The organism is Thiocapsa sp. (genome assembly GCF_018399035.1).
Lineage (GTDB): Bacteria > Pseudomonadota > Gammaproteobacteria > Chromatiales > Chromatiaceae > Thiocapsa.
The window spans coordinates 4067967-4093718 of sequence record NZ_CP073760.1 but is presented as its reverse complement, the minus strand read 5'-3'; the positions used below and the strand labels follow the sequence as shown (position 1 = coordinate 4093718).

Sequence of the window (25752 nt, the reverse complement as noted above, 5' to 3'; positions counted from 1 at the left end):
CGTGCGAGAGGCCGGAGGTTCCGACAGTATGAATGCCATCGAACTGGGACTTTTCGCCAGCCGGCTCGAGTCGGTCTGCGAGGAGATGGGCGTGGTTCTGCGCCAAGCGGCCTTCTCCACCAACATCCGCGATCGGCTCGACTTCTCGTGCGCGGTCTTCGATCGCGACGGGAACCTCAGCGCCCAGGCCGCCCACATCCCGGTTCACCTCGGGAGCATGGCCTACGCGATGGCGGACATCGTCGGTGCGCTCGACTGGGCCGACGGCGACATGGTCGTTCTCAACGATCCCTTCCTCGGCGGGACCCATCTGCCGGACGTGACGCTGGTGGCCCCGCTCTTCGCGGAGGGCCGACTGGTCGCCTTCGTCGCGAACCGCGCGCATCATGCCGACATCGGGGCGAGCGTGCCGGGGTCGATGCCGGTCTCGTGCACACTCGACGAGGAGGGGCTGATCATCCCGCCCGTGCGGTTGGTCAGAGCAGGCGAGATCGACCAGCCGCTGCTGACACACATTCTCGATGCGACGCGCAACCCGGACGATGCGCGTGGCGATTTTTTCGCCCAGATCGGTGCCAATCGCGCCGGGTTGACCCGACTGCGCGGTCTGATCGACAGTCTTGGCGTGTCGGCCTACGTGTCGGCAATCCGCGCACTCGACGACTACGCCGAACGCCTCGCGCGCTCTGCGCTCGGCACGATCCCGCCGGGACGCTACGCCTTCGAAGACCTGATGGATGACGACGGTCAGGGGACCGAGGCGATCCCGATCCGGGTGACCCTCGAGGTAACGCCCGAGCGGATCCATGTCGATTTTGCGGGCACCGCGGGCCAGGTCGCCGGCAACATCAATTGCCCGCTCTCGGTCGCCGCGGCCGCCGTCTTCTATGTCTTTCGTTGTCTGATGCCGCCTCAAACGCCCGCGTGCGCCGGCACCTTCCGCTCAATCGATCTCTCCGCGCCGCTCGGTTGCTTGCTCAACGCGCAGCGCCCGGCAGCGGTGGCGGCGGGCAATGTCGAGACCAGCAGCCGTGTCGTGGATGTCGTGCTCGGTGCTCTGGCCCGAGCGATCCCGGATCGGATCCCGGCGGCCAGTCAGGGCAGCATGAACAACCTGGCGCTCGGCAGCGCCGAGACCGGCGCCGCCTGGGATTACTACGAAACCATCGGCGGCGGCATGGGCGCAGGGGCGAGCGGCGGCGGTTGGTCTGGCGTGCAGACGCACATGACCAACACGCTCAATACGCCGATCGAGGTGCTGGAGGCGCGCTATCCGTTGCGGGTGTCGCGGTATGCCTTGCGGTCCGGATCGGGTGGACACGGGGCGCGCGCCGGCGGCGAGGGTCTGATCCGCGAGCTGACCTTTCTCGCACCGGCGGAGGTGACGCTGCTCACCGAGCGACGTCGGTTCGCGCCTTGGGGAATCGCGGGCGGGGGCCCCGCCCGCTCCGGTCGGAATCTGCTCAAGGGCGAAGAGCTGCCGCCCAAGGTCAGTCTGCATGTCGAGCGTGGAGATCGCCTCGCCGTGGAGACACCCGGCGGCGGTGGTTGGGGGCCCGAGCCGGAGCCGGAAGGATAAGGCGCTATTGATTTCCTTTGCGTCCTTCGCGCCTTTGCGGTTCAAATCCAGGATCACAACACGGGATCGCCGCCGAGCGATCCCGACCCGACGGGAGCGGTCCGATGTGCGGTATCTGCGGTGAATTGAGGCTCGACGGCGCCCCGGCCGACCTGGAGACCATCCAGGCCATGATGGGCGAGCTGGTGCGGCGCGGGCCGGACCATGGCGGGAGCTACAGCGACGGGGCGCTCGGCTTCGGGCATCGACGGCTCTCGATCATCGACCTCTCGGTGCGCTCCAATCAGCCGATGGTCGACGCCGAGCTGGGTCTCGCGCTGGTCTTCAACGGGACCATCTACAACTACCGGGCGCTGCGTCGCGAGCTGGAAGAGCGCGGTTACCGCTTCTTCTCCGAGGGCGACAGCGAGGTCATCCTCAAGGCCTGGCACGCCTGGGGAACCGACTGCTGTGCGCGCCTGCACGGCATGTTCGCCTTTGCCGTCTGGGACGCCAATCAGCAGGTGCTCTTTCTCGCGCGCGACCGCTTCGGGATCAAACCGCTCTACTGGTCAGAACAAGGCGGAACGCTGCGGTTCGCCTCCAGCACGCAGGCGCTTCTGGCCGGCGGCGGGGTGGATACGGCGATCGACCCGGTCGCACTGCATCATCTCTTTACCCTGCATGCCGTGGTCCCCGCGCCGCGCACCATCCTGCGCGGGGTGCGTAAGCTCACGCCCGGACACTGGCTGCGGTTCGACGCGCGTGGCCGCAGGACCGAAGGCACCTATTGGCGTCTGGATGCGACGCGCCCGGCCGAGCCCCGGAGCGAGGCCGACTGGCTGGAGGCGATTCACGTCGCCCTTCGCCACGCCGTCAAGATCCGCAGCGAGGTCGCCGATGTGCCGGTGGGCGTGCTGCTCTCGGGCGGGCTGGATTCAAGCCTACTCGTTGCGCTGCTCGCCGAGGCCGGCGTGTCGGATCTTCGGACCTTTTCGGTCGGCTTCGAGGACACGCCCGAAGAGGCCGGCAGCGAGTTCCAGTATTCCGATCTGGTCGTCGAGCGTTACGGCACGCGGCATCATCGCTTTCTGGTCCCCAACGCGCAGGTCCTGCAGCGTCTGCCCGAGGCGATCGACGCCATGACCGAGCCGATGTTCGGTCAGGACGCCGTGGCCTTCTATCTCCTGGCCGAGCAGGTCTCGCGCGAGGTCAAGGTGGTGCAGTCCGGACAGGGTGCGGACGAGGTCTTCGGCGGCTATTTCTGGTATTCGCGCATCGCCGCCGAGCGCGAGGGTTCGCCGGTCGAACGCTTCGCGAAGCACTACTTCGACCGCGATCACGACGAATACCTGCGCATGATCACCGACGCCTATGCAGGCGAGGATCACACCTCCGCGCTGATCGCCGAGCGCCTGGCCGAGCCCGACGCGGATGAGCTGCTGGACGCGGTCCTACGTCTGGACGCGACGACCCTGATCGTCGACGACCCGGTCAAACGGGTGGACAATATGACGATGGCCTGGGGTCTGGAGGCACGGGTGCCTTTTCTGGATCACCACCTGGTCGAGCTGGCGGCGCGCTGCCCGCCCGAGCTCAAGCTGCGCGAGGGCGGAAAATATCCGCTGAAGGCGATGGCCCGCGGACTCCTCCCGGATGCCGTCATCGACCGACCCAAAGGCTACTTCCCGATGCCGGCACTCAAGTATGTGCGCGGCCCCTTCCTCGAGCTGATGCGCGACGTCCTCGCATCGCGCGCGAGCCGCGAGCGCGGCCTCTATCGGCAGACCTATCTGGATCAGCTGCTCGCCGCACCGGACATGCACCACACCCGCATCCAGGGCAACAAACTGTGGCATCTCGCACTGCTGGAGCTTTGGTTGCAGCGCAACGTCGACACATTCGGCTGAACGCTCGACAGCGCCGGGAATGACAAGCACCCGACCGGGAGACATGACCACTCCCCTTTCGGGGTAGCTTGAAAAGTGCCTCACCGTCCCGAACCTTGTCGGATCGGTCCCAACACGAGATAGAGGTCAACGATGGATGTCTTGGAGCGAATCGGCGAGCAGGTGAAGACCAACCCGGTCGTGATCTACATGAAGGGGACACCCCAGTTTCCTCAGTGCGGCTTCTCGATGCGGGCATCGGCCGCGCTGCAGGAGTGCGGCGTCCCCTTTGCCTATGTAAACGTCCTCCAAGATCCCGAGATCTTCGAGAATCTGCCGCGCTATGCCGACTGGCCGACCTTCCCCCAGATCTACATCGACGGCGAGCTGGTCGGCGGCTGCGACATCACGCTGGAGCTGCACGCGGGCGGCCAGCTCAAGACCATGATGGAAGAGGCGGCTGCCAAGCAGGCCTGAGCGGTCGGAGGCGGGGGTCGGCTCGATTCGCTCCCCGATCGTCTTTGCGCGGGTTCAGATCGGCTCCTTCTCTTCCCAAACCCGTACCGGGTCGAGCTCGCGCCAGCGATTCACGACGGTGCAAAACAGACGCGCGGTCTGCTCGACGTCGTAGATCGCCGAGTGGGCCTCGCTGCTCTGCCAGCCCAGACCCGCTTCTTTCGCCGAACGGGCCAACACGGTCTGGCCGAACATCAGGCCGGCCAAGGTCACGGTGTCGAAGACGCTGAAGGCGTGGAACGGGTTGCGCTTGAAACCGGTTCGCTCGACGGCTGCCTTCACGAAGCCGAGGTCGAAATGGGCGTTATGCCCGACCAGGATCGCCCGATTGCACCCGGTCGATTTGACGGCCTTGCGGATCGGCGTGAGGATGCGCGTCAGGGCATCCCATTCGGAAATCGCGTCCCGGAAGGGGTGGTCGGGATCGATGCGGTTGAAGGCCAGTGCGCTCGGGTCGATCTCCGAGCCGACGAAGGGCAGCACGTGGCAGGCGATCGGCGCAGCCGGCTCGAGGCGACCGTCGGGAAGCATTCGGATGATGACGGCGGCGATCTCCAGCAGGGCATGCCGCTGAGCGTCGAAACCGGCCGTTTCGACATCGACCACCACCGGCAGAAAGCCGCGAAAGCGCGCGGCGATCCCTTCTCTCGTTCTGGGTTCTTGGTTCATGGCGACAGCATAAGTGGCGCGCGGATGAATGCCAAACACAGTGATCGTGACGGCGCGGCGCCGGGGTCGAGTTTAACGGCCGGTCCGGGCAGGACAGGCGTGAAAGAGGCTCCCGGAGCCGATCGTTCAGTTGGCCACACCCGGCGGAGCATACGATGATCGTCCGAGCCCTTCTCGCCGCATGGCTCGCGGCAGTCACTTGTGTTTTGGCCACTGGTGCTTGGGCCGAACCCTCGACGACCGTCGACGCACCCGCCGGGTCCGCCGCGACACGCGGCCTCCTCTACGAGATCCGCCCCCCGACAGGCGCCCCGCCGAGCTATCTCTTCGGCACGATCCACAGCGAGGACGTTCGGGTGAAGCTGCCCGCGCCGGTGCGCGAGGCCTTCGATGCGAGCCCGAGCATCGCCCTCGAGATGGTCCCGGATGCCTCCGCCATCATCCGCGCGATGGTGACCATGTCCTATACCGACGGACGCCTGCTGCGCGACGTTCTGCCCGCAGACCTCTACCTGGAGACCGCCGATGCGCTCGCGCAGGTCGGGATGCCCGAGGAGGCGTTCAAGGACCTCAAGCCTTGGTCCGTCGTGACCCTGCTCAGCAGTCCGCCCTCCGAGACAGGCGAGTTCCTGGACATCCTGCTCTTTCATCGAGCGGTCGCGGACGGCAAGCGGGTCGAGGGTCTGGAAACCATGACCGAGCAGCTCGCCGTCTTCGACGATCTCTCCGAGGCCGATCAGATCACGCTGTTGCGCGAGACGCTGGCGTCGCGCGAGCAACTGCCGCTCGTTTTCGAGGCACTGATCGCCGCCTACATCGAGCGCGATGTCGATCAGCTGCAACACCTGAGTGAACAGCACCTCGCGGAAAGCGACCCCCGTCTTGCCGCACACTTCCAAGAGGTGGTCATCGATTCACGCAACCGCCGCATGGTGGAACGCATGGTGCCTCTCCTCGCCGAGGGCGGCTGGTTCATCGCGATCGGCGCCCTGCATCTTCCCGGCGATCAGGGCGTCGTTGCACTGCTGCGACGGCGCGACCATGGCGTCAGGGTTGTCTTCTGAAGCGCCCGGGCACGGACCGAGCGAGGCACCGGCTGTGATAGCATTTGCGCAACGTGTCGCGAGAGATGTGCTACGCATGAAGGACCGTGATTTGAACGCCTTTCGACAACTGACTTGGCTGGGGATCTTGGCCATCCTGCTGCTCGGCGCGGGCTGTACCTCCTCGCCGAGCCGGATCTCGGAGCCCCGCGACCCCCTGGAGCCCTTCAATCGGGCCGTCTTCCGGTTCAATACCGATCTCGACAAGGCGTTTCTCCAGCCGATCGCGAAAGGCTATCAGGCCATCACGCCGGATCCGGTCGAACGTGGCGTGACCAACTTTTTCGGCAATCTCGCCGACGTCACCTCCCTGGTCAACAACGTGCTGCAGTTCAAGATGTCGCGTGCCGGCAGCGATGTCGGGCGGCTCTTCATCAACTCGACGGTCGGCGTGCTGGGTTTCGTGGACGTTGCGACCAACGTCGGCCTACCGAGCTACAAGGAGGATTTCGGTCAGACGCTCGGCTATTGGGGGCTCGACTCGGGTGCCTTCATTATGTTGCCGCTCCTGGGACCGAGCAGCGTGCGCGACGCCTTCGGCGATGTCGGCGATCTTTTCACCGACCCCTTGTTCAACCTCGATCCCGTATTTGCGATCGATAGGGACCATACCTACTGGGGTCTGGTTGCGCTCCGTGCGATCGATAAACGAGCCAACTATTTGGCGACCAGCCAGATCCTCGAGGACGCGGCGATCGATCCCTACATCCTGCTGCGCGACGCCTATCTGCAGCGACGTCACTATCGGGTGCACGACGGCAATCCGCCGAAGATCGAAGGTGAAGAGGATTTTTGGGACGAGATCGAGTTCGACTAAACCGCGTCCGCAGCGGTTTGCGCCGGTTCGAGCGGGCCGTTGACTCACGTATGGCGATTTCCCAAAAGCGCATGCCGGTAGGGTGGACGAGCGCGAGCGAAGTCCACCGAGACTTGCGCCGGGGTCGGTGGACTGCGCTGCGCTTGTTCACCCTACAGTGCTTGTCCACCCTTTCCGATCGGTGATGTGGTCGGGTTGATGGGTAAACCCCGTTGGCGCAGCTGTCAAGCCACCAGACGCCAGGCGACGGCTTCACCGGCACGCAGCGGCACGACCCGCCCGGGTCCGAAGGGATAAGACGCCGGAACGGTCCAGGGCTCGCGGTTCAGCCGAATGGTCCCGGTGTTGCGGGGCAGACCGTAGAAATCCGCACCCTGGTGACTCGCGAATCCCTCCAGATGTTCCAAGGCACCCGCCTGCTCGAACACCTCGGCATAGAGCTCGATGGCGGCGTGCGCGCTGAAGGCCCCGGCACAGCCGCAGGCGGTCTCCTTAGCCTCGAGGGCGTGCGGTGCGCTGTCGGTGCCGAGAAAGAACCGCGGATGACCGCCGGTCGCGGCGCAGACCAGCGCGAGCCGATGACGCTCACGCTTGAGGATCGGCAGGCAGTAGAGATGCGGGCGAATGCCGCCGGCCAGCATGGCGTTGCGGTTGTAGAGCAGGTGGTGTGGCGTGATGGTCGCGGCCAGGGTCGGCGGCCCGTCGCGCACGAAATCGACCGCCTCGGCGGTCGTCACATGCTCGAAGACGACCTTGAGGACCGGAAATGCACGGACGATCGGCTCCAAACGCTCCTCGATGAAGCGCTGCTCGCGGTCGAAGATGTCGACCTGATCGTCCGTGACCTCGCCGTGCACCAGGAGCGGCAGACCGGCGCGCTGCATCGCCTCGAAGACCGGATAGCGCCCGAGCAGGTCCGTGACCCCGTTCTCCGAGTTGGTGGTCGCACCGGCCGGATAGAGCTTGCAGCCAAAGACCTGACCGCTCGCCTTGGCCGTGCCGATCTCAGCGGGGCTCGTCGCGTCCGTGAGATAGAGCGTCATCAAGGGCTGAAAATCGCTGCCGGGCGGCAGCGCATCCAGGATGCGCGCACGGTAAGCCAATGCCCGAGCCGTATCCACGACCGGGGGCCGCAGATTCGGCATGACGATCGCCCGAGCAAAGCAGCGCGCAGTATGGGCCAGCGCATCGGCCAGGACCTCGCCATCACGCAGATGCAGATGCCAGTCATCCGGCCGGGTGATGCAAATACTGTGACCTTCAGTCATGTCAACCGTATCCGGATATGGCGCAGCGTGCCCCTTAACCAGGATCCTGAACCCTGAACCCCGAACCCCGAACCCCGCTGAACGCCGTTTCAAACAAGCCGATAACGCGCCCCGCAATAGGGACAGGTCGCCTCATGGTTGGGTTCGTCTTCGATCGGCAGATAGACCCGTGGGTGCATGTTCCACACAGGTGCACTCGGCAGGGGACAGGACAGCGGCAGATCCTTGCGGCTGACTTCGATCAGCGCATGCTCGCTCGGCGTCTCGACGGCGGCGTTGGACATCGGCAAAGTCTCCATCGGATAAATCGATTGCCGGGAATTAAGCATCCCGGATGCGCATGGCTGCGATCTTGTAGGGCGACTTAAGTCGCCTCTACAGCCGCCCCTACAGCGTGGCCATTCCTTTCAGGACATCGCCGAACGTGACCGAAAGGCCGCATAAGGCCCCCTATTCTCGTTCTTTCACTTTAAATCGCGTCAGCTCCGACGGTGACGAAACACTTCGGTATCAACCCGAATGAAGCCGGGCCGAACCACCACCCCAGGCGCGATTTAAACAAGGGTGAGCCATTCCGGGTAGGCCGAAAGGCGCCCGTGCACCAGGTCGAAGTAGAGGCCCTGGAGCCGCTCGGTGATTGGACCGCGTCCGCCGTTGCCGATGACGCGGCCGTCGACCTCCCGGATCGGCGTCACCTCGGCGGCGGTGCCGGTAAAGAATGCCTCGTCGGCGATATAGACCTCGTCGCGCGTGATGCGCTTCTCGACCACCTCGATCCCGAGATCGCGCGCGAGCGTCATGACGGTGCGCCGGGTGATGCCGTCCAGAGCGGAGGTCAGATCCGGCGTATAGAGCACGCCTTTACGCACGATGAAGACGTTCTCGCCGCTGCCTTCCATCACGTAGCCGGAGGCATCCAGCAAGAGGGCCTCGTCGTAGCCGTCGCGCAGGGCTTCCTGCAAGGCCATCATGGAATTCATGTAGTTGCCGTTGGCCTTGGCGCGACACATGGTGATGTTCACATGGTGCCGCGTATAGGACGACACCCGAATCCGAATGCCTTTGGTCATGTTCTCTTCGCCGAGATAGGAGCCCCACTCCCAGGCGGCGACGATGCAATGCACCTTGAGGTTGTCGGCACGTAGACCCATGCCCTCCGGGCCGTAGAAGAACATCGGACGGATGTAGGCCGAGTCGAGGTTGTTCTCTCGCACGGCGATCCGCTGGGCCTCGTCGATGGTCTCGCGGTCGAACGGCGCCTTCATACCGAGGATATGCGCCGAATCGAAGAGGCGATCGGTATGGTCGCGCAGACGGAAGATCGCGGGGCCCTGCTCGGTGCGGTAGGCGCGCACGCCTTCGAACACACCCATGCCGTAATGGAAGGTGTGAGTCAAGACATGCGTCTTGGCTTCCCGCCAGGGCACCATCTCGCCGTTGTGCCAGATCAGGCCATCACGGTCTTCCATCGTTGCCATCGTCGACTCACTCCGGTTGCATCGGGATCAAGCTCCCGTTTCGATTCGAGAGACCGCCATCAGGACGCAGGCTCGTCCATCAAGGCGTGCCACAAGGACTGGACCCGCTCGCGCTCGGGCAGCAGATCCGCGTCCGCGACCGTCTTGGGCTGCTCCTGCAGGGCGCTGCGGTGATAGGCCGCGCGCAGCGTCTTGTAAGCGGCAGTCAGGTCTTCAGCCGCTCGCCCGGGCAGCAAATCGAGCCGTCCGAGTGTTTCGAGCAGGCGGATATTGTCCGTCCAGTCGGCCAGCGCCGGATGCGCCGACGCCCAGCGTAAGACCGCGTATTGAACCATAAACTCGATATCCGCAATACCGCCCGGGCCTTGCTTGAGATCGAAACGACCGCCGCCGCTCTTGTCGAGATTCGCGCGCATCTTCGCGCGCATCTCACGCACGTCCTTGCGCAGCTGCTCGGACTCGCGCTCGCGGCAGATGATCGCGCGCCGCAGCACGCCGAAACGGGCAGCCAACTGCGGATCGCCGGCGACCGGGCGGGCGCGGATCAGGGCCTGATGCTCCCAGGTCCAAGCATCGTTCGACTGATAGGCGTCGAAGGCCGCGAACGAGCGCACCAGCAACCCGCGATTCCCGTCCGGGCGCAGACGCATGTCGATCTCGTAGAGGACGCCCGAGGGGGTTTGGGTGGTCATCAAATGGATGAGGCGTTGGCCGAGACGCATGAAGAACTGCTCGTTGCTGATCTCCTTCGCCCCGTCGGTCATCGCGGTTTGCGACTCGGTGCCGTGAATGAAGACGAGATCCAGATCCGACCCGTAGCCCAGCTCGATCCCGCCGAGCTTGCCGTAGCCCAGCACGAGAAAACCGCTCTCCTCCCCGATGATCTCGGTCGGGCGGCCGTGCCGCTGCGCGAGATGATCGAACGCCAAACGCAACACACGACGGATCGATACCTCGGCGATCTCGGTCAGAAAATCGCTCACCACCATGAGCGGGATGACCTCGGTCAGATCGGCCGCCGCAACACGCAGCATGTTGCCTTGCGCGAACTGGCGCAGACGCTCCATCTGCTGCTCCAAGTCATCCGCGTCGACGTGCAGCAGGAGCGCATCGAGCTCGGCCTCCAGATCCGCCCGCCGCAAAGGGGCATAGAGTCGACGCGTGTCGATCATCTCGTCCAAGAGCAACGGATGACGCGCGATCCGATCGGTGAACCAGGGGCTCATGCTCGCCAGGCGCGCGAGCTGCGCCAAGATCACCGGGTGCTCGCTCAGCATTGCCAGATAGGACGTCCTGCGCGCGACGGCCTCGAGCACCTTGAGCACGCGCTCGAGGGCGATGTCGGGCTGCTCGCTCGCGGCGCTCTCGCGCAAGACCATCGGCATCAGCCGCTCCATGCGATCGTGACCGCGCCGACTCAGCCCCTTGCGCGCGATCGCATCGCGAAACCGGATCAACCGAGACTGGATCGCCTCGGGCTCGGCAAAGCCCGCCTCGCTCAATGCCGAGACCTCATGGGCCGCATCGCCCTCGCCGTGCCAGAGCGCGACCGAATCCAGCTCATGCGGCACCTCTTCCGTCTCGGGCGCGGCGAACACCTCGTCGAACTGGCCCTGAACATGGCGACGATGCGCGTCCAGGACCGTCTCGAAGGTCGGCCAGTCGGCAAACCCCATCGAACGCGCCAGACGTGCCCGACCCGGCTCGTCGGCCGGCAGCAGGTGGGTCTGCTTGTCGCGATACGCCTGGATGCGGTTTTCGACCAAACGCAGAAAACAGTAGGCGTCGTCCAGCCCCTGCACGGCTGACTCGGGCATCAACTGCTTCTGCGCCAGGAGTGCCAGCACCTCGCGAATCGGACGGATCTGCAGATCCGCGTCATGACCGCCGCGGATGAGCTGGAACGCCTGACCGATGAACTCGATCTCGCGGATGCCGCCCGGCCCCAGCTTGATGTTGGCGTCCATGCCGCGGCGATACAGCTCTTTGGCGATCATCCGCTTCAGATCGCGCAGGGACTCGATGGCACCGAAATCGAGATAACGCCGATAGACGAAGGGACGCAGCATCGCCAGCAGCTCGCGCGCGTCGTCCGGGTCGCCGGCCACGACGCGTGCCTTGATCATGGCATAGCGTTCCCATTCCCGCGCTTGCGTCTGGTAGTAGTCCTCCAAGGCGTTGAAGCTCATGGCGAGCGGACCGGACTCGCCGAAGGGACGCAGACGCGTATCGACCCGAAAGACAAAGCCGTCGACCGTCTGGCTGCCCAGCGCCTGCGCCAAGCGTTGGCCGAGTTTGGTGAAGAACTGCGCGTTGGCGAGCTTGCGGGGACCACCTTCGGTCTCGCCGTTGGCGGCAAAGGCAAAGATGAGGTCGATGTCCGAGCTGAGGTTGAGCTCGCGGGCACCGAGCTTGCCCATGCCCAACACGGCCATTTCCAGGGCACGACCCGTTGCGTCGCGCGGCGTGCCGAGCTCGGCGCAGGTCCAGGCGTGGAGGCGATCCAGAGCGCCCTGGATGCAGAGGTCGGCCAGAGCGGTGAGATGTTCGAGTGTCTCCGAAAGCTCGGCCCAACCGGCGATGTCGCGCCAGATGATGCGGACCATCTCGCGCCGGCGAAAACGACGCAGGGCTTGGTGCAGACCGGGCTCGTCCGTGACCGACGCAAGCGCGGCCTCGAAACCGCGAGCCAGAACGTCGGGGTCCCGGGGCTGCTCGAGCTCGCCGCTTGCGATCAGGTCGGCCAAGACCTCCGGATGACGGGCGACCGAGACGGCCACATAGTCGCTGGCCTCCCAGACCCGCGCCCGCGCCTCGGCGAAGGCCGGTGCGTCCGGGACCTCGACGCCCTGCTCTGCGGCCCAGTCGCGCCAGGTCTGCCAATGGGCCTCGGTCGCCGGGTCGAGATTGCGAAAATGATCCATGAGGGCTCGATCAGAGCGGCTCGATGGCATAGCGCGCCGCGAGACGATAGGTCTCGGCGGGCTGGATCTCGATCACCTCCGAAGCGGCGTTGACCGTCTCGACGCAGACAAAGCGCCGGTAATCCTGATCGTCGAGGTCGTCCATCGCCTTCGCCGTCTCGACCCAGGGGTTCCAGAGCACGGCCGTTCGGCTGTGCTCGGATTCGATGCGGATGCGCCGATCCAGGGTCGGGTCGACGATGGTCAGGACCGAGGGCACATCCTCGTAGATACGATTGACCTCGCGCTCGAATGCCACCTGTCCCTCTTGGCGTATCACGGCATCCTTGCCGTCGGCGGCCTTGTCGATGTAGCTGCACCCGTCGAGACCCGTGACCCGAACCCGGCTCGCGTCGCCGACCTTGAAATAGGTGTGCAGACCTTGAGTGATGCTGAAGGGCCGATCGCCGGCATTCAGGGTGCTCAAGGCGACCGATAGGGTCGCGCCGACATGGATATCGACGAGGAGATTGAAATATTGGGGCCAGATGGCGCGGGTCTCGGCGGCGTCGGCGATCCCGAGCTGCACCCGCGTGGCGCCGTCCGCAAGCGATTCGGTTGCGAGCACCTGCCAGGGCCAGGCCCGCACGAACCCGTGGGCGGATCGGCCCTTCGCCTCGGGATCCGCGCCGAACCAGGGCCAGCAGATCGGAATGCCGCCCTTGATCGCCTTGCCTTCGGCGAAATAGGCCCGTTCGCCGACGAAGAGCAGGTCATCCGCCGCATCGGCCGGCCGATAGGCCAACACCTGTCCGGCGTAGGGCGAGATCAGGGCCGTCGCCTGCGCGTTGGCGATCTCGATCATGGTCAGGCCGCCGCGGCCTTCGGTGAAACGCAGGATGCCGTCGATGCCGTGCTCGGCGTTCAGTGCCTCGATGTCCATGGATGATTCTCCGGGTCGGTGGGGCGATTCGTCTGGAAAGGCCCGTGTGGCAAGGAATCCGGGGACCGCCGGGGCTCGCGCGCTCGGCATCCCGCGTTCTCGGCGGAGGGCCGAGCCCGATCGCGACGGGTGGCCGGGAGCGTAGCTCCCGAGCCCCTCCTCCGCAAGGCGCCCATGGCGCCCGAGGTGGCGGCTTGCGACGGATCGGTTCCTAAAAGATCTCTCACGGAGACACGGAGAACACGGGAGCTCTTTCTCGTCGCTCTCCGTGCCTCCGTGTCTCCGTGAGAGCATTGTTGAAACTGCCGCGGATCCTGATCGGCGAGATTGTCCGGCGGCAGGCCATCCGCAAGTGGGTCTGGATCTGGGGGGGTCACCCAGGACCTCTGTCTGGCCGCGATCGGCTGGGTCGAGGGCACCATCTTCCTGCTCGGACTTGCCGGGCTGGCCGGATCGCTGCTCAGCCTGCGGTGGAAGGAGGTTTCCGGGCGATGCGAAGGGGCCAGCAACCCGGCGGCGTCGCTGACGGCCCGATCACCGGGAAACTTGTTATCAAGAATGATTCTTCTTAATATCGCGCCTGTGTTTATCAGAGCCGAGTCGATCGGGACGGAACCGTGATGAAGGTATGCCATCAGACGAGCGGGCGCTTGCGGTTGCGCATTTCGGCCCTGCATCAGGATCGAGGTGTTGCGGACCGCATCGAATTGGCGCTCCGTGGACAAGCCGGTATCTTGACGGTCCGGGCGAATCCGGCCTGCGCGAGCCTGGTCGTTCATTACGAGGTAGAGAAACTTGACGCCCCGGCGATCCAAGAGCGTGTCCATGCCCTCTTGAATCCAGTCGCGTCGGTGAGGGCGTCGCACACGCCTCCGATCGAGCGTGCATTCCAGCGCGCGTGGTCTCGGGTACGACGCGCTCTGGCAGATTGGACCACGACGGTCGTCAATCTGGCGCGCTCGCGCGACCGCCTTGCGTCGCGGCGGCGAACGCCCGTTCGCGTACCGCCCCGCAAGCCCGAAGCTCCCATTCTCCTGTGTCGGCTGAACCTGCGCCTGACCCGCTGGATGCTGCGCACCTCCGCGCGCGGCTGGCGAGATGAGATATTTCCGGGGCGGCCGCCGCAACGCACACGCAAGCGCGCGGCTTCAGCGCAGAGCATGAAGACACACTTGGCCCAGTGCGGGCGCACGGTGCGTCGCGAGGCGCCATGGATTCCGGTCGTCCGGCGACTCGTGCCGTGGCCGTGACCCGGCCACGGCACCGAAGCCTCGACGATTGCGTAACCTCGGCAGACTCGCAGATCAGCAATTCGTATCGATGTCGGCTAATGGCGCCGTTGAGTCCGGCGTACCCTTGACGACGGTCACCGACCCCGTAGCGCGTATCTCAACCCGGTGCCTGGTCGCTTCCACGGCGCGAACGAAGGATCTGGCCTGAGCTGGATGGTAATAAGCCAGACCAACTGCGTTGTTTTTCTTCGGATCGGCCTGGCTGTTCGGATTATCGGGCAGTTCAGGGCGATCCGGCGGCGTGCTGTAATAGGCCGCGTCGGCACCCTTGCGATCGATGCGCATGATGACGACGCCATGCTCATCGGCGCGCGCCAAAGGCATCTTCTCGCTGACGCCCTGCAGCACGAATGAGTCGACACCCGTCACGCATCGATCTTCGAGCGAGCGCTCGGAACCACTGACGCCTGACTCGAGTAGCAGGTTCAGCTTGGCGTTGAGCAAGCCGATGATGGGAGGAAGATTACCCAATGCCGACGCGACGAAAGACTGAAAGGTCTCGGACGATACCCCCGCTACGGTCAAGCAAATAGCCTTGGCGCCTGGATCGGTCGCCGAAGTAAATTCGCTGACGTAGTTCGAGTGAATGTCGCCGGCGATCAGAATGCAGTTGTTGGGGATGAAAAGCTCGCGAAGCAGCTGTACCTTCTTTGCGGCGAAGCCGTCCCAATGGTCGCAATTGAGGTAATACTCATTCGGCAGCAGGAGGGCGATGAGTTTCTCCACCAAGGCGGGCGTTTCGCTGCCGGCGCGCTCGGGGAACGAAAGCAGGGCCGCGGCCTGTCGGCCCAAATCACCCGCCTCCTCGCCGAGTGACGCCAAGCGCGTGATCAAGGTCCTGATCGTCGGGTCTCGTGGATCGATGGTCGCGAAGTCGCGCGCCAGGTTAATCACCAGCGAGCTGAAGGACACCGAGCTTCCAATCACCTTCCAACTCGCGTTCGAGGCGGGAATCGCCTCCCGAAGAAAGGCTTCTTGCTCGTCGCCGAGCACATCGACCCGCCTCGACCCGATGCGCAGCAGGTGCTCCGACCAGAGATCGATCGCCGGTTTCACGCATAGATAGCGTCCGCCGAGGAATCCGCCAAAGGTACCGCCAAGTCCCAGCTTCCCGAGACTGCGATACGACAAGCCGTCCTTCGCCGGGGCGCCGACCGGAAGCAGGGCGAAACGTCGATTCCGAGGACGGGAGCTGTTGAGCTTATTGATCAATGCATTGGCGCTGTCGGCATCGACGCGGAAGTGGTCCGGCGGCAACAAGGGGTCGCCATGCTCAACGTCCAGCAGGGCACGCTTCGCCTTCCTCATCGCGCCTACACTGATTTCCGCCCCGCTGTCGTCATCGGCATAGCCCATCTCGGCGTAGTAGCTCGCCGAGTAATCCAGCCCAAGTTGCGCCAGCATCGCTGTCGTCAATCCCGGCTGTGCCTGCTCTTCCGACGCGAGGTTGACCAGGCGCGCTTTTTGACTTGGATAGGTGAAGCCCGGGACGGATAGGGCGAGGTCTGCCCGGGTCTCATCAAGCCGCTCGTACGCGTCATAGAGCTCGTCGTCGGCCAGCTCCTCCCTCAGCACGAGGCCGACCCCGGGCCACGCCGCTTCGTCGATCGGATGGTCCGGGCGGAAGGTCCGATAATCGGTCATGAAGAGCTCAAGGTGACGTCCGAACCGGAAGCTGCCCCAAATCTTGACGCCACCCCGCGCGCTTGCGCGCCCTTCGGAATCAAAGTCGGACAGATTGTTCTCGACCGTCCGACCCTGCCCATCGCGGTCAAAGCGAATCGGACTGTCGGCAGGCCCGCTCCCGCGACGATCGTCGATCGGCATGTACTCGAACCAGGCCCGCTCGGCGTCGAGGCGTCGCTGGATCCGCACCGAGCCCTCGCCGGTCGCCACGCCGTCGTTCGTCGGCCCCCAATCATCCGAGTTCCCCGGCAGCTCGGGGTCTCCCTTCTCCAACAGCACCCCGTCGTCGTAAGTGGTGTTGGCTCCCCAGCAATCGTCCGTGTACTCATGATCATCCCAGATCGCGATCATCGGAAAGCGTTCCAAAACCGCCTGCCAGATCTCGTCGGAACGATACACTTGGTGGGTATAGCGATAATCGTCGAGCGTGTTGGCCGACTTCGATGCGTAGAAACCGTCGCCGTCCTCGCGCGGAACCTGCTGCTGTTGTTCAAGCCGAACGCCCGTGCGCCAGAAGCCGGGCGAGGTCAGATCGTAGGTCCGCGAGGGATCAAGACCGTCGGTGCTGCGGAAGTCTCCACCGGCCGTCTCGTAGATCGCATCGCCTAGGTGTATCAGCACGTCGATGTCGTCGTGCGCTTCGCTCAGCAGAGGAAGCAGGGTGTTGTAGTAGCGGCCGACATAATCCTGACAGTTGATGAAGGCGACCTTGATTGGGATATCGGTTTCCGGTAACGGCGCCGTGCGGGTCCGGCCAACCGGGCTCTGCAGCCAGTGACCTGCACGCTCCCGCAGCAGAAAACGAAAGAAATAATGCTGTGCCGGCTCGAGGTCAGTCACCTTGACCCGCACGCAATGATCGTGCTCGACGAGCGCCGTCACCGGGAAATCGATTAGTAAGGGAGCCGAGAACCGAGGGTCGGCGGACACCTGCAGTCGAATACCGAGATCCTGCGAGGCCCTTTCGGGATCGATGGCGCGCGTCCAGAGGACGACACTCGTTGCGCGCGGATCGCCCGAGGCGACCGACTGCGGAAAGTGATCGCGTGACTGCTGCGTCGGATTGGACGGCACATCGTCGCTATCCGTGACCGCGGCTCGCAATGGTCCGGGAGCAGCTAGGCCCGCTGCGCTTGCAATGGTCGTGGCTAGAAAACGACGTCTCGAGGTATCCACCACGCTGTGCTCCAATCGTCACGGTCTAAATGTAAAGCGTCGCCTGCCGGCCGCTTGCCCCATTCGCTGTCAACCCCGTCGCGGTGTGCGCCGGCTTCGAGCGCGACTACGGTATCGGAAAAAGATGACCGTAAGAAGACGAGACCGCTGAACAGTCAGTCCAAGCGGCGCCCCGATCAACAACGAGAACGAGAGGCTGCGGGCACATGAGCTGAGCTACCGGGCTAACGACATCAGAGAGCGCACCCCAAAGTCGCGTCCGAACTAACTGGAGAGCCGTAAATCCGAGCCGTCGACTTACCCTGTTCCATAAACCTTAACGGACACGTCGCAATGGCCTGCTAGTTTGCTCGGACCTCTCCCGCCAGCTTTCCACCAACCCGACGCGACAAAGACTAGGTCACGTCGCTTCTTCAGGACTTTGCCCTCATGACTTACGAAGATCGCTCCAAAGCTTCGGCGCTCACCGTCGTCCTATGCCTTGCGACCATTGGTTTTCCCGCCGTCGCCGTCGATTCCGCACCGGATCCAAGCCCTGGCTTCAGGGTCCTGCCCTTCCTCGAGAAACCGGCGTCCGACCAGATGACGATTAGCTGGATTTCCGAGACCCCATCGGCGGGCGCCTTGGTCATGATCGGGCCAGGCGTCAAAGCCTTGTACCGGTCGTCCCCACGGTATCTTGACCTACTCGAGTATACCGAGTTGGAGCTCACCCAGGAGATCGCCGGCCTCGAACAGGGATCCTGGTTAAAGTCGAACAGCAATTACAAGCACTCGGTGACCATCGATGGTCTGCATGCCGGCCGAACCTATCGCTATTTCGTCCAGCAAGACGGCAAAGTGTTCCGCGGTAAGTTCAATGCGGCGCCGAGCGCGGATGAGTGGAAGCACCTGCGCATCATCGCCTTTTCCGATACCGAAACGGAACCGAGAGGACGCATCGAGAAACGCGAGTGGGAGCTGCATCCGATCACAGGCTATACCGAGGAGTCGATCAAACGACCGGGCGAGGGGTCACTATACGCTGCGCAACACGGCTCGACCACACGCTATGGCGAGTTCACGCTCCGCTATCCGATGACCCAGGATGCGGCGCTCAAGGCGAACATGTCCATCATCGAGGGGGCTCGACCGGATCTGATGTTGGTCGCCGGTGACCTGGTCCAGGGCGCCGGTTACCAACCGGCTTGGGATGAGTGGTTTCGCTACTTTGCCGGCGAGCATGGAAGCCTCGCCGGACGCATCCCGGTGTTGCCGGCGCTCGGCAATTGGGAGACTTATGCAGCCCTCAACGCTGGCTACGGTTCTGCGAGCGACCGCAGCCCAGTCGTCATCTCACGGAACAAGTATCACGCTTACTTCGACACCTTCGGCGATTCCGATAACCCTCATTTCAAGGACTCCTACTACCGGGTCGATTTCGGTCCTGTGACCGTCATCACCCTGGACTCGACCAACGGCATACCGGACGAGGATACGAGGACCGGCGAGTTGTCGAATCCGACCTTCTCCGGCGACGACAGCAGCCTAACGCAGGCCAACCTTTCCACGGATACCCAGGGCGCGTTCAAGGCCGACGAGTATGCCGCTGCCTTCGATCTCCTCTTCGGCGGCGTGCCTGATCTTCCAAGTTTCAACCCCGGCTCCGCTCAGTGGAACTGGGCCGAGGAGCAGTTGGCCAGCGCTCGCGCGGAAGGCCGGATTATTCTGGTTCAGTTCCATCACGCAGCCTACTCGAACGGGGTGCATGGCACGCCCCCGAACCATGAGTACCCGGATAATCAATCCGGCGTTGCGATGCGTGCCTATACGCCGATGTTCGAGGCTTACGGCGTGGCTGCCGTCCTCAGCGGTCATGACGAGATGTTCGAGCGCTCCTATATCGACGAGGATGGCGACGGAGTCGGCTTCCAGTCCTATGATGTCGGCGTAGCCGCCGATGGACTGCGCGGCGAGCAGCTTGCGCTGCAGCCGGATGGCTCCTACGCGCCGATTCGGTTCAATACACGTTCGGAATGGTCAGCCAGCGCGGAGGCGCCCGAAACCTGGGCTCCGGATACAAACGGCAACCCGCGATTGATCGACGGAGGACTGCACTACGGACACCTTCAGATGGATTTGACGAGGACGCGATGCGGCGCCGAAATGACTCTGACCCCTGTCTACGTATTCCCGATGATGGACGAGGACTACAATGTCACTGACACTGAGCGTCGGGTCTACAACGATGTCGTCACCATTCATTTCGACACGCGAGGCCAGGTGATGAGGCAGGCTACCGATTGCAGATCGGACCAATAGATATCGACGTTCCTTCAGTCAGCCCCCGACGCCACGTCGGGGACATGGGCTTCTCGGCCCCCAAGCGCCGTATTCCGCGATTGCAAGATCCTATTCCTCGCCTGCAGCCGCGGCGGCATTCATACGCGCAGGTACCGCCCCATGGACACGCGCAGCTCCGGGTAGAGCGGCGAGCGGGATCGCGGCCCTCGCTTGTAACCTCGGCCAAACCTGCACGTGGTCAAAGCGCGGGGGCTCTCCCGGATTTCAGGGGGACGCATGAGTTATTTTAAAACAGGCACTTATGCCGCATTTCGCCGTACACGAGAAACCCCGAAAATGGCTGAGCGCTCGACCTGGCAAGCGCTTGTTTTATCAACGAACGGTTCCGAACTTGGCGTATCCATTGAGATCCAGGTACACCCTCTGGTAGAAGTGTTTGAGGCTCGTCATTCCATAGCAGCGGCGCTTGATGACTTTGAGCTTATTGTTGAGCCCTTCCACAAAGCCACTGGTCCGGCGGCCGACGAAATAATTCGTGATCTCCTCGAAGCGGGTCTCGAGCGTGCCGAGGAAACGATCGAAACACGTGAGCTTGCGGTTGGTGACGCGGCGCATCCAACCGCGCAGTTTACGTTTGCTTTGACCTTTCGACAGGCGACTGTCGTAGATGGCGGTGAGCGCCTCGCAGGCTTCGTACGCTTCTTTGAGTTTCGGGGAGTGGGCGAAGAGGCGATTGAGGAGGCGACGCTCATCGGCATTCAGGTCGGCGCGACGATGCCGCAGGACCCAATGCGCGTTCTTGAGCTCATCAAGGGACGCTTTGGAGAGCGTGCGACGCAGCCGCTTGAACTCGCGCTTGCGCAGGGTTTCGAGTCCCTCGCGATACAAGCGAGCGACATGAAAGCGGTCCGCGCAGATGAGGACGCGTTTGCCGAACACGGCCTTCGCGGCCCCGATGAAGCCTTGGTAAAGGTCCGAGCAGACAACCTCGACCGTGCGCCGTAAGCGCTTGGGAATGCTTCGAAAAACGCCTCCACGACGGCCTTGGTCCGTGCCGGGAGCAGGGCGATGACGCGGAGCCGATCATTCACGTAGGCACTGATCACGACGACAAAATCGCGATGGCCCTTCTTCAACGCAATCTCGTCGATGCCGATGACCTCCAGCGTCTCGATCCCGTTCCAATCGACCTCGGGCTCGATGCGGCGATCCAGAATGCCCTGCAGCGCATCGACACCGACGGCATGCTTGAGACTCACATCCTCGAGCGTACTGTTGATCAACTCGAGCAGCATTTGCTGCTCGAAGGCCTTCGTAACCGAGGCGCGTGGCGAATACCACGACAGCATCTGACTCGTCGTCGGCCGCCCCTCGCAGGAGTGGCACTGATAGCGTTTGGGTCGCAAAACAAGGACGGTGTGGTAGTCGAACACCGGTAAGTGCCGCAGCTTGATCTCTTGCCCAAGCCCGTAGCCATGGTCGATCGGCTTGCCGCAACGGTGACAGTGCGTTCCCTCCAAGGTGCTGTGGACATGGATCTGGAGCGTTCTGCGCTCGCCGAGCACAACGCGATCAATGGCGAGATCAGGCAGGTTCAGCAGGGTCTGAAGGGTATCGGTGTCAAACATCATTATAGGCCGCGTCCGAATGGGGTTCTGCCCGCAGGCAAGCTTCAGGTTGTTGATTTATAAAATATCATAACCCCATGAGATCCTGGAGAGCCAATATCTTCGCCAGCCCGGACGGTGTCTGGATCGACCAGCACGGTATTCTGTGGATCCAGACCGACATGAGTAGATCACAGCAAGGCACCGGACCCTTCGGCGAGAACCAGATGTTGGCCGCCAACCCGATCACCGGCGAGATCAAGCGCTTCCTGGCGGGGCCATTCAATCAGGAGACGACCGGCGTGGTGTCGACACCCGACGGCAAGAACTTGTTCGTGAACTTCCAGCACCCGGGCGACCGCTCCGGCGTCGGTAGCTTCACCAGCAACTGGCCGGACAGCGGCGCCGTCTACCGGCATCCGAACGATCCCTTCGTAACGCCGAATCCTACCGGCCGACGCCCCCGCTCGGCAACCATCGTCATCACCCGCGAGGACGGCGGCGTTGTCGGGCTTTGAGCGCGGCGGCTTAAGCTCCTAATTGGATAAACCTCGGGCAAGGACGCCCGGCCTCCTCTCCACATCAACCGCATCGCTACCCGATCTTCATTCGCTACGCTTGTCCCTACCGCTCCGATCAGCAACGTAGCCGGGTTTACGAGCGAGGCAAGTGAAGTCGTGCCACGAAGGTGTCGCGCAGATCGCGTCTATGCTTCGGCGCGCTCGCCCCGTCTCGTCCCCCGCTGTGCCGGGGGAATCCCGAGATCGGTTGCGGACGAGGAGTGCTTTGCCGAGAACGGAGTTACGGGTTCTGGTCGGAAAACTCGATCACGGACGTCGATCTGAGCTCCTCGATCTTGGCCATAAGATCTTGTTGCACCTGCTGGGTCTTCAACTGTTTCTCGATGCGTCCCTTCACCTCTTCAAAGGGCACGACTGAAGCCTCGTTCTTGTCCGTCGCCTTGATGATGTGATACCCGAACTGGGTCTCCACCACTTCGCTCACGTCGCCCGATTCCAGAGCGAACGCGGCATTTTCAAAGGGTGCGACCATCTGACCCCGTCCGAACTCGCCGAGATCGCCACCTTGCGCGGCGCTGGGGCAGGTCGACTCGCTCTTGGCCAGCTCGGCGAAATCGGCGCCGGACTTCACCTTTTCGAGCATCGCGTCGGCCTTCTGCTTGGCGATCTCCTTCTCCTCGGCGCCGGCACCCGTATCGACACCGATCAAGATGTGGCTCGCGCGCATCGATTCCGGCTTACTGAAGGTTTCGGGATTCTCGTCGTAGAAGGCTTTGAGTTGTGCGTCGGTCATCTCGATCTTAGACAACACCTCGTTCTGGACGAACGTATTGATCATGAGCCCGCGTTTGAGCTGCTCACGCAGCCCATCCGAGGTGATGCCATTCTCTGCGAGCGCGTCGTTCCACTCCTCTTCGCTCGGCGAACGCGACTTGATGAGGGCGAACTGCTCATCGACCTGCCGGTCGAGATCGGGGATGTCCTGTTTCATCGCGAGCTGATATAGGAGCTCGGAGCGGATCAGGTTCTCTTTCGCGGTCTCCTCGACGAGCTTGCGTTGATCGGGAGTGATGGAGTCCGCGGGGCCCATCCTGGCCAACAAGGGGCGGCTATTGCGATCCAGCTCTGCGCGAGGGATCGCGACGCCGTTGATCCTGGCGACGACATCTGCGGGGTCGCCGGATTCGGCCGGGGTTTCGCCCGCCGGCACTGCCGCCGGAGCTGCCTCCCGAGGAGCGGGTTCGGCAGCCGTGGCGGTATGCGCCCCGGCGAGTGCCAGAGTGATGGCGGTGGCCGCGGCCAGCGTGGAGAACAGGTGCATCTTTGGAATCTCTGTGGTGAGGATCGAAGGAAATAGAACAGCGAACCGGTTATAGGAGGAGTCAGCTCCACTGCACAATGACAAAACCCGTTGTCTCGGCGTTGGACCTGCGACATCGACCGCGGCATGCATCGGAGCAATAGCGGACCGACTCCCAGCAGGCCGCCCAGCGTTTGCGCCAGGTGAAGGGGCGAGCGCAGGTCGCGCAGATCTTGGTCGGGAGGTGGGGCTTCTTGTGGCTCATGAGGTCGACTCGGGGCTCGGGGGCCGTCCTCTTTTTCCGCCAGTCTCCGCGGTTCTCGTGCGCGTCCGGCCCGAGCCGCCACCGCGACGACGACTGCCGTGGGTCTCGAAGATGGCCCGGCTTTCGGCGCGCGATTCGGCGGTACGACGGATCCCGCCGATACGGCGTCGGGCCTCGCGGGCGGCCGCCTCGTGATCGACGATCGGCGCGGGGTAGACCCGGCCGATAAGGCATCCGCAGGCACCTTGCTCAGCGCGGGACATCATCCAAGGGGTGTGGATTCGGGCGTCCGGAACAGTCGCCAGCTCGGGCACCCAGCGACGGATGAAGGGGCCATCCGGATCCTGGTCTTGCGACTGCTTGACCGGGTTGTAGATGCGCAGCCTGTTGATGCCGGTCGAGCCGGATTGCATCTGAACCTGTGACCAATGGATACCGGGCTCGTAGTCGGTGAAGACACGCGCCAGATGCAGGCCCGGCTCGCGCCAATGCAGCCTGAGATGGTAGGCGCTGAAGGACACCAGCATGGCGCGCATCCGAAAGTTGATCCAGCCGGTATGGATCAGGGCGCGCATGCAGGCATCGACGAAGGGGAAGCCGGTTTGGCCTTGGCGCCAGGCGTCGAGCCGCTGCAGATCCGGTGTCGGATCGCGCAGATCGTCGCAGGCGCGGTGCATGTTTTCGAGCTCGATGCGGGGTTCGCACCCGAGCTTCTGCATGAAATGGCAGTGCCAGTGGAGCCGGCCCTCGAAGGCCGAGAGTGCTCTGGACCAACTGCCCGCGGACCCACCGCTCCGAGCCAGCGCGGCCACCTGCTCGCGGCGACGGCGTGTCGCTTGAACCAGCTCGCGAATCGAGAGCGTTCCCCAGGCGAGATGGGTGCTCAGGCGCGAACAGGCATCGTAGGCGGTCAAGGGGCTCGACATCTCGAGGTGATAGGCTTCGCCGCGCACGCGCAGGAAGCCGTCGAGTGTGGCGACACCGGCACGACGGCCACCGGTTTGGCGACCGGGGCAGGGGTCGTCGGCGATCCCGAGATCCTGCGCCTCGGGAATGGTGCCAAGGCCGCCGATCTCCGACAGCGAGCCCAAGGGGGACAGGATGGGCGGCTCCAATGGGGCGCGCATCCGCTGCTCCCAGATCTTCGACCATTGGTTGCGCGTTTCGAGGCAGCGGACCACCCCGTTCTGGGGCAGCTCATGCCAAGTGATGCCGCGGCCGCGCAGCAAATCGCCGACGGCGATGTCCCGCGCATAGGTCCAGCCGTTGCCGGTCTCCTCGTGCGACCGGACGGCCTGGATGGGCAGACGATTCAGCAGCTCCATCAGGACCGGGACGGCCTCGCCGACTCGGATGACCAAGGGTTGTCCCAGCGCGGCCAGATCCGCTCGCAGCTCGCCCAAACACTCCGCGATGAAGGCCCAGTGCCGACCGGAGGCATCCGGTTGGGACCAGTATCCGGGCTCGGCGATATAGATCGGCAGGACTGGGCCGTGCCGTGCGGCCTCGGCGAGTGCGGCGTGGTCGTAGACCCGGATGTCGCGCTTGAACCAGACAAGTTGCATGGGTTTCATCCGGGTTGAGGCTGAGCGATGCGCGTAAAACCTTCGAGTCGGGCTTGGCGGCGGGCCTGCTCGCGGAAGGGGAAAAAGCCACGGGTCGCGCCGGGCCAAAGACTGCTGTCCCGGGTTCGGCGAGCCGGGACGCGCATGATACGCGGGCACGTACGGCCGCCCGCGGGACGAAGGACGCCAAACGCGCACCGCCGGCCCCGAAGTCGACGTCTCGGCCTTCGGGGTGTCGCCGGACCAGCCGGCTCGTCGCATCGAAGATCGTCGCATCGATCTCTCGGTGTTGGTCGCAGCCTTCGAGATGGATGAGGCCGGGCGCTTTTCAACCCGGATCCGCTGTCAGTGCCCGCTCAGATTGCTGTCGGCGTCTTGCTTTGTCGCTTTCGACATCGTAGAGAACTGCTCCGGAAAGGGCTCGGGCGTCAAGACCATCGAACGCTCCAACAGCTACCAGAAAGTCCTTTATAAAACGTCGTCTTAAATTTGACCTACTGGCCCGATCGCGCTCGTACTGAGTGCGCACCGTACCGGGATCGATCAGCAAGGCCACGGCAATGTCATCGGCTCGCCAGCCGGAGGCGAGCAGGATCACGGCCTTGATCCGATCGGCCTCGCGAAGTTCGCGCGACCGACGGTACGCAGCACGCAACTGCGTTCGCTCGGCCGATGTGAACCGGCAGTCGACATGACGGAAATGATGTCGAGACTTTAAAATCCTTGCGCCAAACTCCTGAGCGTGAAACTCAGATGAGACTGCCATACAAGAACAGCCCGGCGTTTAGTCGTACTCCAGCGTTGCATGAGCCATCCTTCTCTCGCCAGGGCCACCGGCCCGGGCCGTCCTTGACGAAGGACTCGATCTCGATCATGGTCGAGTCCGATGGCTGGATGGATGCCGGAGATCAAC

20 protein-coding genes and 1 pseudogene are annotated in these 25752 nt (G+C 63.7%); 9 read left to right on the top strand and 12 right to left on the bottom strand.

Annotation, left to right across the window (positions count from 1 at the left end):
• Positions 1-28: 28 nt before the first annotated feature.
• The 3 genes from KFB96_RS18685 to grxD all read left to right on the top strand — a co-directional run bounded on the left by KFB96_RS18685 (position 29) and on the right by grxD (position 3924).
• Positions 29-1579 (top strand): hydantoinase B/oxoprolinase family protein, encoded by a 1551-nt coding sequence (locus KFB96_RS18685; protein WP_213460409.1) that lies wholly within the window; start codon positions 29-31, stop codon positions 1577-1579.
• Positions 1580-1683: 104 nt separating this feature from the next.
• Positions 1684-3468, top strand: coding sequence for an N-acetylglutaminylglutamine amidotransferase (locus KFB96_RS18680; protein WP_213460408.1), 1785 nt, complete (start codon positions 1684-1686; stop codon positions 3466-3468).
• A gap of 132 nt (positions 3469-3600) precedes the next feature.
• Positions 3601-3924 (top strand): Grx4 family monothiol glutaredoxin, encoded by a 324-nt coding sequence (grxD, locus tag KFB96_RS18675; RefSeq protein ID WP_213460406.1) that lies wholly within the window; start codon positions 3601-3603, stop codon positions 3922-3924.
• Between the two features lie 54 nt (positions 3925-3978).
• Here grxD and rnt read toward each other — a convergent pair whose 3' ends face one another.
• Positions 3979-4632, bottom strand: coding sequence for a ribonuclease T (rnt, locus tag KFB96_RS18670; RefSeq protein ID WP_213460405.1), 654 nt, complete (start codon positions 4630-4632; stop codon positions 3979-3981).
• A 155-nt stretch (positions 4633-4787) separates the two neighbouring features.
• Between rnt and KFB96_RS18665 the strand changes: the two genes are divergently transcribed.
• Complete coding sequence (locus tag KFB96_RS18665) at positions 4788-5696, top strand: TraB/GumN family protein (RefSeq protein WP_213460404.1); 909 nt, start codon at positions 4788-4790, stop codon at positions 5694-5696.
• A 76-nt stretch (positions 5697-5772) separates the two neighbouring features.
• Positions 5773-6552, top strand: a complete 780-nt coding sequence (locus tag KFB96_RS18660) for a VacJ family lipoprotein (RefSeq protein ID WP_213460403.1) — start codon at positions 5773-5775, stop codon at positions 6550-6552.
• Between the two features lie 224 nt (positions 6553-6776).
• On the opposite strand, the gene pyrC is transcribed toward KFB96_RS18660, so the two are convergent.
• The 5 genes from pyrC to KFB96_RS18635 all read right to left on the bottom strand — a co-directional run bounded on the left by pyrC (position 6777) and on the right by KFB96_RS18635 (position 13144).
• Positions 6777-7820, bottom strand: a complete 1044-nt coding sequence (gene pyrC, locus KFB96_RS18655; protein WP_213460402.1) for a dihydroorotase — start codon at positions 7818-7820, stop codon at positions 6777-6779.
• An 89-nt stretch (positions 7821-7909) separates the two neighbouring features.
• Positions 7910-8104, bottom strand: a complete 195-nt coding sequence (locus KFB96_RS18650; RefSeq protein ID WP_213460401.1) for a zinc-finger domain-containing protein — start codon at positions 8102-8104, stop codon at positions 7910-7912.
• Positions 8105-8374: 270 nt separating this feature from the next.
• Positions 8375-9298: a branched-chain amino acid transaminase gene (locus KFB96_RS18645; protein WP_213460399.1), complete on the bottom strand. Its 924-nt coding sequence runs from the start codon at positions 9296-9298 to the stop codon at positions 8375-8377.
• 59 nt (positions 9299-9357) lie between these two features.
• Positions 9358-12222, bottom strand: coding sequence for a bifunctional [glutamate--ammonia ligase]-adenylyl-L-tyrosine phosphorylase/[glutamate--ammonia-ligase] adenylyltransferase (gene glnE / locus KFB96_RS18640; RefSeq protein WP_213460397.1), 2865 nt, complete (start codon positions 12220-12222; stop codon positions 9358-9360).
• A gap of 10 nt (positions 12223-12232) precedes the next feature.
• Entirely contained in the window at positions 12233-13144 is a 912-nt protein-coding gene (locus KFB96_RS18635; protein ID WP_213460396.1) for a D-hexose-6-phosphate mutarotase, read from the bottom strand.
• Positions 13145-13764: 620 nt separating this feature from the next.
• Here KFB96_RS18635 and KFB96_RS18630 point away from each other — a divergent pair.
• The gene (locus tag KFB96_RS18630; protein ID WP_300970461.1) at positions 13765-14394 is read left to right on the top strand and encodes an HMA2 domain-containing protein; all 630 of its coding nucleotides are present in this window, start codon (positions 13765-13767) and stop codon (positions 14392-14394) included.
• 54 nt (positions 14395-14448) lie between these two features.
• On the opposite strand, the gene KFB96_RS18625 is transcribed toward KFB96_RS18630, so the two are convergent.
• Positions 14449-17196, bottom strand: a complete 2748-nt coding sequence (locus KFB96_RS18625; protein ID WP_213460394.1) for an alkaline phosphatase D family protein — start codon at positions 17194-17196, stop codon at positions 14449-14451.
• Positions 17197-17727: 531 nt separating this feature from the next.
• Between KFB96_RS18625 and KFB96_RS18620 the strand changes: the two genes are divergently transcribed.
• Positions 17728-19599 carry a metallophosphoesterase gene (locus KFB96_RS18620; RefSeq protein ID WP_213460393.1) on the top strand — a complete coding sequence of 624 codons (1872 nt, stop codon included), beginning with the start codon at positions 17728-17730 and terminating at the stop codon, positions 19597-19599.
• Between the two features lie 354 nt (positions 19600-19953).
• On the opposite strand, the pseudogene KFB96_RS27665 reads toward KFB96_RS18620, so the two are convergent.
• Positions 19954-21101 (bottom strand): annotated as a pseudogene (locus tag KFB96_RS27665) (ISL3 family transposase).
• Between KFB96_RS27665 and KFB96_RS26980 the strand changes: the two are divergent.
• Positions 21021-21272 carry a hypothetical protein gene (locus tag KFB96_RS26980; protein ID WP_300970458.1) on the top strand — a complete coding sequence of 84 codons (252 nt, stop codon included), beginning with the start codon at positions 21021-21023 and terminating at the stop codon, positions 21270-21272. The pseudogene KFB96_RS27665 and the gene KFB96_RS26980 overlap by 81 nt on opposite strands.
• 14 nt (positions 21273-21286) lie before the next feature.
• On the top strand, positions 21287-21706 hold the full coding sequence (locus KFB96_RS18605) for an alkaline phosphatase PhoX (protein WP_213460390.1): 420 nt from the start codon (positions 21287-21289) through the stop codon (positions 21704-21706).
• Between the two features lie 283 nt (positions 21707-21989).
• On the opposite strand, the gene KFB96_RS18600 is transcribed toward KFB96_RS18605, so the two are convergent.
• From KFB96_RS18600 to KFB96_RS26975, 4 genes are all read right to left on the bottom strand, one after another.
• A complete protein-coding gene (locus KFB96_RS18600; RefSeq protein WP_300970457.1) occupies positions 21990-23162 on the bottom strand; it encodes a peptidylprolyl isomerase in 1173 nt (390 codons plus the stop codon).
• A complete protein-coding gene (locus KFB96_RS18595; protein WP_213460389.1) occupies positions 23092-23274 on the bottom strand; it encodes a DUF2256 domain-containing protein in 183 nt (60 codons plus the stop codon). The genes KFB96_RS18600 and KFB96_RS18595 overlap by 71 nt, the downstream gene beginning before the upstream one ends.
• A complete protein-coding gene (locus KFB96_RS18590) occupies positions 23271-24839 on the bottom strand; it encodes a deoxyribodipyrimidine photo-lyase (RefSeq protein WP_213460388.1) in 1569 nt (522 codons plus the stop codon). Before KFB96_RS18590 ends, KFB96_RS18595 begins: the two co-directional genes overlap by 4 nt.
• 328 nt (positions 24840-25167) lie before the next feature.
• Positions 25168-25437, bottom strand: a complete 270-nt coding sequence (locus KFB96_RS26975; RefSeq protein ID WP_300970455.1) for a hypothetical protein — start codon at positions 25435-25437, stop codon at positions 25168-25170.
• Positions 25438-25752 lie beyond the last annotated feature (315 nt).

Bases quoted from the DNA above. Each gene is read 5' to 3' on its own strand.
- KFB96_RS18645 (WP_213460399.1), bottom strand. From the start codon at position 9,298: ATGGCAACGATGGAAGACCGTGATGGCCTGATCTGGCACAACGGCGAG.
- KFB96_RS18680 (WP_213460408.1), top strand. From the start codon at position 1,684: ATGTGCGGTATCTGCGGTGAATTGAGGCTCGACGGCGCCCCGGCCGAC.
- KFB96_RS18685 (WP_213460409.1), top strand. From the start codon at position 29: ATGAATGCCATCGAACTGGGACTTTTCGCCAGCCGGCTCGAGTCGGTC.
- KFB96_RS18590 (WP_213460388.1), bottom strand. From the start codon at position 24,839: ATGCAACTTGTCTGGTTCAAGCGCGACATCCGGGTCTACGACCACGCC.
- KFB96_RS18665 (WP_213460404.1), top strand. From the start codon at position 4,788: ATGATCGTCCGAGCCCTTCTCGCCGCATGGCTCGCGGCAGTCACTTGT.
- glnE (WP_213460397.1), bottom strand. From the start codon at position 12,222: ATGGATCATTTTCGCAATCTCGACCCGGCGACCGAGGCCCATTGGCAG.
- grxD (WP_213460406.1), top strand. From the start codon at position 3,601: ATGGATGTCTTGGAGCGAATCGGCGAGCAGGTGAAGACCAACCCGGTC.
- KFB96_RS18630 (WP_300970461.1), top strand. From the start codon at position 13,765: ATGAAGGTATGCCATCAGACGAGCGGGCGCTTGCGGTTGCGCATTTCG.
- KFB96_RS18620 (WP_213460393.1), top strand. From the start codon at position 17,728: ATGACTTACGAAGATCGCTCCAAAGCTTCGGCGCTCACCGTCGTCCTA.
- rnt (WP_213460405.1), bottom strand. From the start codon at position 4,632: ATGAACCAAGAACCCAGAACGAGAGAAGGGATCGCCGCGCGCTTTCGC.
- KFB96_RS18605 (WP_213460390.1), top strand. From the start codon at position 21,287: ATGAGATCCTGGAGAGCCAATATCTTCGCCAGCCCGGACGGTGTCTGG.
- KFB96_RS18650 (WP_213460401.1), bottom strand. From the start codon at position 8,104: ATGTCCAACGCCGCCGTCGAGACGCCGAGCGAGCATGCGCTGATCGAA.
- KFB96_RS18595 (WP_213460389.1), bottom strand. From the start codon at position 23,274: ATGAGCCACAAGAAGCCCCACCTCCCGACCAAGATCTGCGCGACCTGC.
- KFB96_RS18660 (WP_213460403.1), top strand. From the start codon at position 5,773: ATGAAGGACCGTGATTTGAACGCCTTTCGACAACTGACTTGGCTGGGG.
- pyrC (WP_213460402.1), bottom strand. From the start codon at position 7,820: ATGACTGAAGGTCACAGTATTTGCATCACCCGGCCGGATGACTGGCAT.
- KFB96_RS18600 (WP_300970457.1), bottom strand. From the start codon at position 23,162: ATGCATGCCGCGGTCGATGTCGCAGGTCCAACGCCGAGACAACGGGTT.
- KFB96_RS18635 (WP_213460396.1), bottom strand. From the start codon at position 13,144: ATGGACATCGAGGCACTGAACGCCGAGCACGGCATCGACGGCATCCTG.